The sequence below is a fragment of the uncultured Parabacteroides sp. genome (assembly GCF_905196875.1).
In the GTDB taxonomy this organism is placed as follows: domain Bacteria; phylum Bacteroidota; class Bacteroidia; order Bacteroidales; family Tannerellaceae; genus Parabacteroides.
On record NZ_CAJJWO010000112.1, the window covers coordinates 1 to 10,975 of the forward strand.

Below are 10,975 nucleotides of genomic sequence, written 5' to 3' on the forward strand. Positions count from 1 at the left end.
ATTGCTATCTCCATTGGCATATCGGCACATTAGCAAATTGGCTCATTATTGAAAAGAACCAAACTATGATTAAATCAATAGCATGCTTTGTTCATTTTACTATATTGAATGGAGAAAGATGTTTGAATGTCTTTTTATTTAGAGGTAGGTGTAAATAGATTTACAGGTAGGTCTAATTTCATTTAGAGGTAGGTGTAAATAAATTTACACCTACCTCTGATAAAATAGTTATTAGGAACATCTCCAAAGAACTCTTAGATAATTCTGAGAAAAGATTGTGATTTTATTTATTATTACACTTGGCTTATAAAACAGGTCTTTTCCTATCCGTTTAATATGTTAAATAATATTAGCCTTAATACTAATTTCAATTACCCGCTATATTAATCCCGATTAGTCGCTATACTAATGTCATTTAGTCAAACGGACTCTCGCTGCAAAAAAAACAAACATCGAAATCCTTTTGTATATTTGCAGTCGTCGAAACAACCAAAGCGACGATTCCTGTGTTTTTATTACAGATCAACAAACAAGAAGAAGATTATGAGACTTACTTATATCTACCATAGCGGATTTGCCATCGAAGCGGATGGATACGCCATCCTGATAGACTATTTTAAAGATACGGGAAAGACACCGGGCACAGGCTTTGTTCATGACGAGCTGCTCCATCGCCCGGGTACATTATATATATTATCGTCACATTTTCATCCGGATCATTTCAACCCGGAAGTACTGGAATGGAAAAAGATAAAAAAGGATATCAAATATATTTTCTCCAAAGACATACTGAAAAGGCGCAGGGCTAAACCCGAAGATGCATTATATCTGAAGAAAGGAGATGTGTTTGAAGATGAAAACATCCGCATCCGGGCTTTCGGCTCCACCGATGTGGGTATTTCCTTCCTGATCGATAGCGAAGGGAAAAAGCTTTTCCATGCAGGCGACCTAAACAACTGGCACTGGAAAGATGAATCGACACCAGCGGAAGTGGGCAAAGCCGAAGGCGACTACCTGCATGAATTGAATACACTGGCCGAAGCAACCAATCATCTGCATCTGGCCATGTTTCCTGTCGATCCACGTATCGGGACGGATTTTATGCGGGGAGCCCAACAATTTGTCGACAGGATAAAGACAGACGTTTTAGTCCCCATGCATTTCTGGGAACGTCCGGCCGAAGTAATGGCTTTCGGACCTTATGCAGAGTCGAAAGGATGTCGTTATATCTTGTTGTCCGTCCCCGGAGAAGGCACTGATTTTTAATTTATAAAGAAAACAATTATGGAAATTAAAGGCAAATTTGATCATTTCAACATCAATGTACTCGACCTTGAAAGAAGTATCGCTTTCTATAACAAGGCGCTTGGATTGAAAGAACACCACCGCAAAGAGGCGCAAGACGGCTCTTTCGTCCTCGTTTACCTGACGGACGATCAGACGGGATTCCTGCTGGAACTGACCTGGCTGAAAGACCGTAACGAACCATACGAACTGGGAGATAACGAAAGCCATCTCTGTTTTCGCGTAGCCGGCGATTACGACGAAGTACGCAAATTCCACAAGGAAATGGACTGCGTATGTTACGAGAATACCGCTATGGGACTGTACTTCATCAACGATCCGGACGACTACTGGATCGAGATCCTACCCGCCAGAGATATGAAATAAAACATCATGGAGCATTTTTTTGAAGAAAATCATTGCAGCTAACCATATTCCTCTTATATTTGCTTTCCAGAAAAACTCATTATTAATCATAAATATAAAATCATGGAGAAGCCTTATGTAGTAGGTATTGATATAGGCGGTACCAATTCTGTTTTCGGTGTTGTGGATGCAAGAGGAACAATCTTGTACAGTGGATCAATCAAAACAGGGAAATATAGTGATATCAATGATTATGTTACCGAACTCGGTCAGGGTCTGTCATTAGTGATCGATCAGGCTGGTGGTCCGGACAAAATCAAAGGTGTAGGCGTAGGAGCTCCTAATGGTAACTTCTTCAACGGTTGTATCGAATTTGCCCCAAACCTTCCGTGGAAAGGTAAAATTCCTTTGGCACAGTTGATCAGCGAACAGATCGGAGGTATTCCTGTTGCATTGACAAATGATGCTAACGCTGCCGCAATCGGAGAAATGACTTACGGTGCAGCACGCGGTCTGAAAGACTTTATCGTAATCACGTTGGGTACAGGTGTTGGTAGCGGTATCGTTATCGGCGGTAATCTGGTCTACGGACACGATGGATTTGCCGGTGAACTTGGTCACGTAATCATGCGTCGTAACAATGGACGTCCTTGCGGTTGCGGTCGCCAGGGATGTTTGGAAACGTATGCTTCGGCAACAGGTGTGGCTCGTACAGCCCGCGAATATCTGGAAATCCGTAAGGACGACAGTTTATTACGCGAACTCGATCCGGACGAAATCACTTCAAAAGATGTATATGAAGCAGCGATGAAGAATGACAAGCTGGCTCTTGAAATCTTCGAATTCACTGGTAATATCCTGGGTGAAGCTTTTGCTGATGCTGTTGCATTCTCAAGTCCGGAAGCTATTATCCTATTCGGTGGTCTTACCAAGGCTGGCGATCTGATCATGAATCCGATCAAACGCTCGATGGAAAAGAACATGCTGAAAGTGTATGAAGGTAAAACAAAACTTCTTTTCTCTCAATTGAAAGAAAGCGATGCTGCCGTATTAGGAGCTAGCGCTTTAGGTTGGGAAGTAAAAGAGTAATCGTATTTACAGGGGTTTTGCCCCGGATTAAGGGCGGCTCTAGGTCGCCCTTATTCATTTATAATAATCCTATCCTATGAGTCATCCTTTACATCAGTTCGTCTATTGCCCCAAATGTGGTGCTAAAACATTCGTAGAACGCAACGAAAAAGCCAAACAGTGTACAACATGCGGTTTTGTTTATTATTTCAATCCTTCGTCAGCTGTCGCTTGCTTCATACGTAATGCGACAGGTGAAATGCTATTAGTACGACGTGCCAAAGATCCGGCCAAAGGCACACTCGATCTTCCGGGAGGATTTGTCGATATGTACGAGTCGGCGGAAGAAGCAGTTCATCGCGAAGTAAAAGAAGAGACAGGACTGGATATTACCAAATGCCGTTATCTGTTTTCTATCCCTAATCTTTATATGTATAGTGGTTTTGAAGTGCACACAGTAGACATGTTTTTCGAATGCCATGTGGAAAACTTCAACAATGTTCATGCAGAAGATGATGCTGCCGAAATCGTTATTATGAAAAAAGAAGAGTTAAATGCCGACGATTTCGGATTGATGTCAATAAAGAAGGCTATTGGGGTTTATCAAAAAAGCAACAGTTAACTTTCACATTTTCATTTCTACAATTGACAATTACAGAGCGGCGCATTCCGCTCTTTTTGTATTCTATATTATAGATCTCTACACCCAACTATAGTTATAAGATTTTTTTCAAAAAAATAGGACACATAATCATAAATAGCACCTTAGTTCTAAAAGAACTCCGTACTAAATATCTGGCACAAATGTATTAATTATTTATTACGTATTGTTATTTTACGTCAATAAAAGTAATATTTTGCTTTGTTTTTAACACTTCTAATAAGAGAGCAAATATAATAATCGGAAAATCAGACTACAAACTTTACCCTTTGATTATATTGATATTGTATATTTTATTCGTATTATAATCCGATATATCAACCACAATTTACACCTTATCAATTTACACAATATTTATTAACTGCAAAGAACGTAATTAATCACAAGTCTCCAACAGCTGTTTTGTAAAAAAGTTTTTTTAATCAGACTTAACAATCCGTATATACCTAATAATAATAATGTTATGAGACCAGGATAGCCTTAGTTCTTTTAGAACTAAGATCAAAAACATCAATAAACGTCAAATCTAAGGTAACTCCACTAATACTAGTATTATTATCTATAAACTCATTAATTATGTTGAAACACTTCAAACCTGTCAGCTTAATTCTTATCGCAGGAGCGATAACACTTCCCGCAAGTGCCTATGCTGACTTAGCGCCAGAGAAGCAAGGAACCGCCATTTCCCAGCAAAACGGGAAAGTGACCGGTGTTGTAGAAGATGATTTCGGCCCTGTAGCCGGAGCATCAGTAGTGATCAAAGGAACCACAAACGGTAGTATTACCGACATGGATGGTAACTTCAGCCTGGAAGGAGTAAAAAACGGAGACATTATCCAGATATCCTTTATCGGATATGCGACTCAGGAAATTGCTTATGCAGGACAAGCTTCATTAAACATTAAATTAGCTGAGGACAGCCAAAAGCTCGATGAAGTAGTTGTAACGGCTTTGGGTATCAAGAAAGATGCCAAGAAGTTAGGTTATGCAGTAAGTAATGTATCATCTGACGAATTGACCAGAACCGGTGGTTCGAACATCGCTAGCGGACTTTACGGCAAGGCAACCGGTGTACGTATTCAGGCTGCTCCCGGTGGCGGTACATCAGCGGTATCTATCTCCGTTCGTGGTCTTTCCTCTATCACGGGTAATACGCAACCGCTTATTATCATGGATGGTGTGCCTCTTCACAACGGCAACACCAACAATGATGGTTATTGGGGTAACCAACGTATCAACTCTAACGGTATGGTCGACATCAACCCCGAAGATATCGAGAACATCTCTATCTTAAAGGGTGCTGCCGCTTCTGCCCTGTACGGATCGGAAGCAGCCAACGGTGTTGTGATGATCACGACTAAGAAGGCGAAAGCCGGTACTGGCACAAAAATCGATTTCAGCGCCAATGTGAGCTTCGATAAGGTAGCCTACATGCCCGAAATCCAGAAAGAATACGGTCCTGGTTATGATAACTCCGAATTAGGGAACAACAATTTGGAAGCTTTGACCGGTTTCAGACAATCACTTGTGGACCGCAACGGTAACACGATTACTACGCCTAACCGTGAAACATACTATTCATATGGTGCCAAATATGATCCAAGTAAGATGGTTACCTACTTCGACGGTACACAGCGCGCTTTCACACCGATCGACCACAACCAGTGGGGAGACATCTTCCGTACAGGTATCAACCAAACATATAACCTGTCATTGACCAACAGCAACGAACGTAATAATGTACGTTTCTCGTACACCTACAACGATGCAAAGGCCATGCAGCTCAACTCAAACAACCATAAGCATAACTTTAGTCTGAATGGTACATTCGATGTGACTAACACAATCAAGTTGAATTATACGGCTACTTATCAGAACCAGTTCATCAAGAACCGTCCGTATCGTATCAGTCGTTTGACCAATAACTATGGTGGTATGTTCGGCGGCTTCACCGATGTTGCTTATATACGCGACCATACGGTAACAAGTCTTGGTTATATGAACAGTATCTCAGCCAACAATGGCGGTACAAGCGATACTTTAACACCTGACGAACAGTTCCTTTACACACCAATGAAATCAGTTTCATTGATGGATGAGTATTTCTGGAAGATCATGGGTATAGAACAGTTGGAAGAACACCAACGTTTCATCGGTTCTGTTAACCCGACTTGGGAAATCATCCCCGGATTGACATTAAGCGGACGTGCAGCTGCCGACCTGACTGTTGACAAGATCGAGAACATGGAATCTGCAAGTAATGCGCATCTCTTTTCCACCAATGGCCAGTATAGCGACAAATACGGATTAAAAAACAGCCGATATCAAATTATTTATAGCGACGTTATGTTGATGTTCGACAAAACATTCAACGATGTTCATAACGTAACAGCCAATTTGGGTTGGACGGTACGCGAAGAATCCTACTACCTGTCAGACGTAAGCACCAATCAAGGGCTGACTCAGGAAAACTGGTTCCACTTGAACGCCTCCGTCGGTACGAAGAATGCAAGCATGACCAAACAGGAGATGCTTAAAACAGGTGCCTTCCTGACAGCCAGCTACGGCTATAGCGGATGGGGATTTGTGGAAGGTTCTATACGTCAGGAAAAGACCTCAACCCTAAAGAAAGGTAACAACTCTTTCTGGTATCCTTCTGCCAGTGTAAGTGTGCTCTATACAGAGTTGCTGAAAGATCAGATGCCGACTTGGTGGAACTACGGTAAGGTACGTGCCTCTTACGGTATTGTAGGTAACGCCCCTGAACTTTATCGTGCTAATTTGGCATACATGCAAGAATCATTGCTAAGATCATCTACCTATAGCTATAATTTTATTGATAAAAGTATCGGTAACGAAAATATCAAACCGGAAACCAAGTATGAATTTGAAATCGGTTTGGAAAACAAATTCTTCGGCAACCGTTTGGGTATGGAGTTCAACTTCTATAGCAACACCATCAAGGACCAGATTATTCAAACAACCAGCGCTGCTTCAATGGGTGCGCAAAGTATGTTGATGAATGTCGGTGAGTTGAGCAACAAGGGTATCGAATTAAGCGTATACGGCACTCCTTTCCAAAACAAGGATTGGAAATGGGACTTGCGTGCCAATGTAGCATGGAACAAGAATGTAGTTAATAAGTTAGCTGATGGTCTTGACATTCTTAATCACCCAGAAGGAGCTGTAGATGGTGGTGCAGCCTCACTAGAATCGCACGTTGGTGAATCTATGGGTGACTGGTACACTTATACTTGGAAAACTGATGAAAACGGTAATAAAATTGTAGGTAGCAACGGTTTGTATATCACTGATACATCGGAACGTCACAAAGTAGGTAACGCCATGCCGAAGGTAACCGGAGGTTTCGGTACAAGCTTAAGCTACAAGAACTTCTCTTTGGATATGGCATTCGACTTCCGCTTCGGTGGTGATGTATTGAACACACCTTGGCAGTATATGATGGATGCGGGTAATATTACCGATGCTATAGGTGTTCGCGACCAATCAACTGGAGGTCTGTTCTATTACAGCGATACAGAAAAGATGGCAGATAAAGGATCAATCCATGTGCTCAATCCTAGTGAAGTAGGCAACTATAAGCGGGGTGAAACAATGGTTAATGGACATTATGTTTGGGACAATGGTTTAATTCTTCCGGGTGTGAAGGAAGACGGCACGCCAAACGATATCATTGTAACTCAGATGGAAGCAAATACCAGTATGTATGGTTGGGGAACAAGTGCTACCCGAACCTATCAGGATGCTATCCAGAAGAACAGCTATATCAAATGTCGCGAAATTAGCCTGGGTTACACTTTACCAACAGAATTGACCAGAAAGTTTGCTTGCAGCAACCTGATGGTTTCCGGTTTCGTACGCAACCCGTTTTATGTATACCGCACATTGAAACTGTTCGACACTGAAGCAACAGACGGTACAAACTGGATGTACCAGGCACAAATCGGCGGTTCTACGGCCAGTGCACGTACATTCGGTTTCTCAGTTCGCGCAAGCTTCTAACTTACTATTTACTAAATCAGATTAAAAAGAAGAATTTATGAAAAAGATATATTCATTGTTAATAGGAGGAATCGCACTGATATCGCTCGCCTCATCATGCGCCGATTCAGCGTATGATGACAAGTATGCCGATCCTTCCAAGACAGAAACAGTAGGCGTGCCTCAGGTATTTACCGGTATAATGTTTAAAGGTAATGTATGGATGAACCCAATGTATTATCGTCATTGGGTACAATCAACCACATCCGGTCTTTTCTCAGGTATTATCGGTACAAATAATTCACGCGGTCGCTTTATGGGATCAGGTGAAGGACGTTACGACGATCGTTGGAAAGAATTCTACATAATGCTCACCCAGCTGCGTGTGCTTGAAGATAACTACGAAAATCTTCCCGAGAAAGATAAGCCATCAAACGTGATATTCTATTATCTGGGTCGTACGTTGGTTGAATCGCAGTTACATGAAATGTTGTCCGTGTTCGGCGATGTTCCTTACAACGGAGCCGGAACGCTTTGGAAAGACGGCGATTATACCGCTGCGAAAAAGAAATGCGTTTACGACGACGACGTAGAACTATACAAGCAAATTCTAGCCAACTTGAAAGAGGTAGGCGACTATTTCGCAAGTGGTAATGTGGATGCGATAGGTCTTACTGCATTAAGCCGTCAAGACTATACAATCGCTGCCGGTGATGCAACCATGTGGCAGAAATATGCAAACTCGCTCCGCTTGCGTATCGCTCTTCATTTATCAACTGGCGGCGATTGCGTAACAGAAGCACATGCAGCCATTGCCGAAATTCTGAACAATCCGGGTCAGTATCCGCTGATCGACAACAATTCGGAAAATATGGGAGTGACAGCAGACACACAATCGGATGACTTCAACTTCGGCAAATCATTATCGCAAGCACTTCGCTCAGGAGGTATGGCAGCCAGTTCACAGACGGTTCTGAAAGCAATGAACGTACCGGCAAACGGTATACCTGACGAAAAGACCGACCCGCGTTTGGAAGTTATGTACGACTGTAACCCTGATGGTGAATACATAGCTTACGATGTTATGATGACTGACGTAGAAATATCTAACTTGAATGATAAAAAGCATCAGGAATATGTACAAAGGGGTATGCCTCAGGCCAACTATTTCTGTGAAATCGATACTATCGCCGCTGCCGGTTGGGACTCATATCAGGGAAATGAAAATGTATTCGGAATATGGTTGAGTGCAGCCGAGGTTAGTCTCAGCAAGGCAGAAGCCTATTTGATGGGTTACGGTGTGCCGGCTGATGCCAACAAGGCGAAAACAAACTTCGTGGAAGGTGTAAAACTGTCTACCGAATATTATTGGAATATGAAAGAGACAAGCTCGCTTCATAAACCTGGCAACGACAGCTACAGAGGATTCCGTCCGTTGGTCAGACCGACAGATGCAGAAATCACAGCCTACGCTGAAAGCATTTGGAAGCCGACACAGGAAGTCATCTGTACTCAGTTATGGTTGAACTTCGGTTTCATGAACAAGCTGGAAGCTTGGAACGTAACACGTCGTACCGGTTATCCTGTTGTTGAATTTGCAACAGATAATCAAGTGACAAATTATCCGACTCCTCCCAACCGCTTACCTTATCCGAATGATGAGCTGACTTACAACAGTGACAACTGCCAGGCAGCTATCGCCAAGAATTACGAAGAACCATCCGGTTATTACACCAACCTCTTTTGGGCTAAAAAGGATTATTACAAGATGGTTAGATAATCAATTAGCTTATTTATAGATATGAGTGTGGCAAATATAAAATTTGCCACACTCACTTATAAAGACTTTATTAACACTTTAAATACAAACAGCCATGAAAAGAATCATTTTTATCCTTTCTCTTATCTTAATGGTAGGGATGCAAGCAAAAGCAGAATATTATGAAGGTACCTGTATTGACATCGTCTATCAAGACCCGTCAAAAGATTTCTATTATAATTGCAGCTATTGCGATATCATACCTGTAAGCATACCATTTATTTATTATACAGTAGAGAATGGTTATGTACAAACTATGACTATTACACAAGCTAGTCTTGAAATACATTGCTACGATTTTGGAAGAAATGATTACTTCGACATACCAGTTCGAGTACAAAACAATGGTGGCAATGTAGTCAATTGCTATATACGAATAAAATTCATCAAGTAATTAATAACGACATTTCCACAATAATTATTTAAAACATAATTGATGGTAAAAGTGGAACCTGAAACCGCCCCGAAGTGATTCGCGGCGGTTTTACTTTATATACTATAATTAGCGTTGTTCATCATACACCCCGAACTCAGCAATTGAAGCCTGCCCATTGGTGCTATCTATTTCTATTTTGACTTTGTTTCCCCAGACACGGTCGAAACGATGTACTTTAACTTTATCAGCTTTATCACCCGAACAGATCTCTTTCCAGATACCATCTGCTTCATATAGCAAGCGATACCGTTGTATGCTTCCCTTAAGGTCTGTTATTGTTATCATATTAAAAGAGTGGCATTTATCCAGGGCTACTTCAAACCAGGGCTTTGCTACAGCCTTGTTCGAGAGCCAACTGGTTGTAAAGTCGTCATCATTACCAAAATCCATGATCATCATATCCTCACTCCAACTAGAATTGGCCGGTTTATGTTTAGCTATATTCGTTGCAATTATCGGGGCATCATAAGCCGGAAGTCGGGGTACGGCTACATCGTCTTTCCAAAGCTCTCCGATTTTCTTTAATCCCTCAACGGCATTCGGGTCGATCAGACCGTCACGGTTAGGAGCCACATTCAATATAAAATTGCAATAAGCCTGATTGAAGGGTTCCAGATTATCCTTAACGATCGCAACGGGATCTTTTACAGGCGATACCGGGAAAGACTCTTTCCAGAACCAGCTTTTATTGATCGGTAAGCAAGATAAAGCAGGAAGTAGGTTCGACTCTTTTGAAATATGCTGCCCGGCATTCTGCTCATACGATTTTATGTCCGTATAAAACAAAGCATCTTTCGGATATTTGGCTGCATTCAGATCCATCACCAGGCAGTTGGGCTGAAGCCTTTTAATCAGGCGGTATATTTGCTGGAAAGGAATATCTTCATAAGATATTCTCGACCAGGGAGCATCCCAGCCGTCGATGATGATCGCGGTTATCTCGCCATAGTTAGAGAGAAGTTCCGTCAACTGTGCCTTCACCATATCGATATGTGCTTTGGTGATAAAGCCGGGACGTAATTTATGGTGCGTATCCAGGATAGAATAATAAAGCATCGTTTTAAGTCCCTGTTTCCGGAAAGCGTCCACATATTCTTTTACGACATCCCGTTTGAACGGACTGTTCATCACATTATATCCGGTCGTTTTCGTATCCCAGATACAAAAACCGCTGTGGTGCTTGGTTGTCAGACAACCATAACGCATTTTTGCGGCTTTTGCCGCTTCCGCCCATTGGTTACAGTCCAGTTTCACCGGATTAAAAATAGCCGGACTGGCATCGGGATCAGCCCAGTCGTCACTCATAAAAGTCGGGATATTGAAGTGGATAAACATACCG

General features: G+C 42.0%; 7 protein-coding genes. 6 read left to right on the top strand and 1 reads right to left on the bottom strand.

The genetic code is table 11. The features are described from left to right. Window positions 1–543: 543 nt before the first annotated feature. The 6 genes from QZ076_RS21190 to QZ076_RS21215 all read left to right on the top strand — a co-directional run bounded on the left by QZ076_RS21190 (window position 544) and on the right by QZ076_RS21215 (window position 9,161). Window positions 544–1,266, top strand: a complete 723-nt coding sequence (locus QZ076_RS21190; RefSeq protein ID WP_293717102.1) for an MBL fold metallo-hydrolase — start codon at window positions 544–546, stop codon at window positions 1,264–1,266. 18 nt (window positions 1,267–1,284) lie between these two features. Beyond that, complete coding sequence (locus QZ076_RS21195; protein WP_293717103.1) at window positions 1,285–1,671, top strand: VOC family protein; 387 nt, start codon at window positions 1,285–1,287, stop codon at window positions 1,669–1,671. Between the two features lie 102 nt (window positions 1,672–1,773). Next, complete coding sequence (locus QZ076_RS21200; RefSeq protein WP_195370889.1) at window positions 1,774–2,739, top strand: ROK family protein; 966 nt, start codon at window positions 1,774–1,776, stop codon at window positions 2,737–2,739. Window positions 2,740–2,815: 76 nt separating this feature from the next. Further along, window positions 2,816–3,340, top strand: coding sequence for an NUDIX domain-containing protein (locus QZ076_RS21205; RefSeq protein WP_195370887.1), 525 nt, complete (start codon window positions 2,816–2,818; stop codon window positions 3,338–3,340). Between the two features lie 615 nt (window positions 3,341–3,955). Beyond that, window positions 3,956–7,402: a SusC/RagA family TonB-linked outer membrane protein gene (locus QZ076_RS21210; RefSeq protein WP_293717104.1), complete on the top strand. Its 3,447-nt coding sequence runs from the start codon at window positions 3,956–3,958 to the stop codon at window positions 7,400–7,402. Window positions 7,403–7,439: 37 nt separating this feature from the next. Further along, complete coding sequence (locus QZ076_RS21215; protein ID WP_293717105.1) at window positions 7,440–9,161, top strand: SusD/RagB family nutrient-binding outer membrane lipoprotein; 1,722 nt, start codon at window positions 7,440–7,442, stop codon at window positions 9,159–9,161. Window positions 9,162–9,702: 541 nt separating this feature from the next. Here the strand turns inward: QZ076_RS21215 and QZ076_RS21220 are convergent. Beyond that, window positions 9,703–10,975, bottom strand: a 1,273-nt coding sequence (locus QZ076_RS21220; RefSeq protein WP_293717106.1) for an alpha-L-fucosidase, incomplete at its 5' end; no start/stop codon positions are given.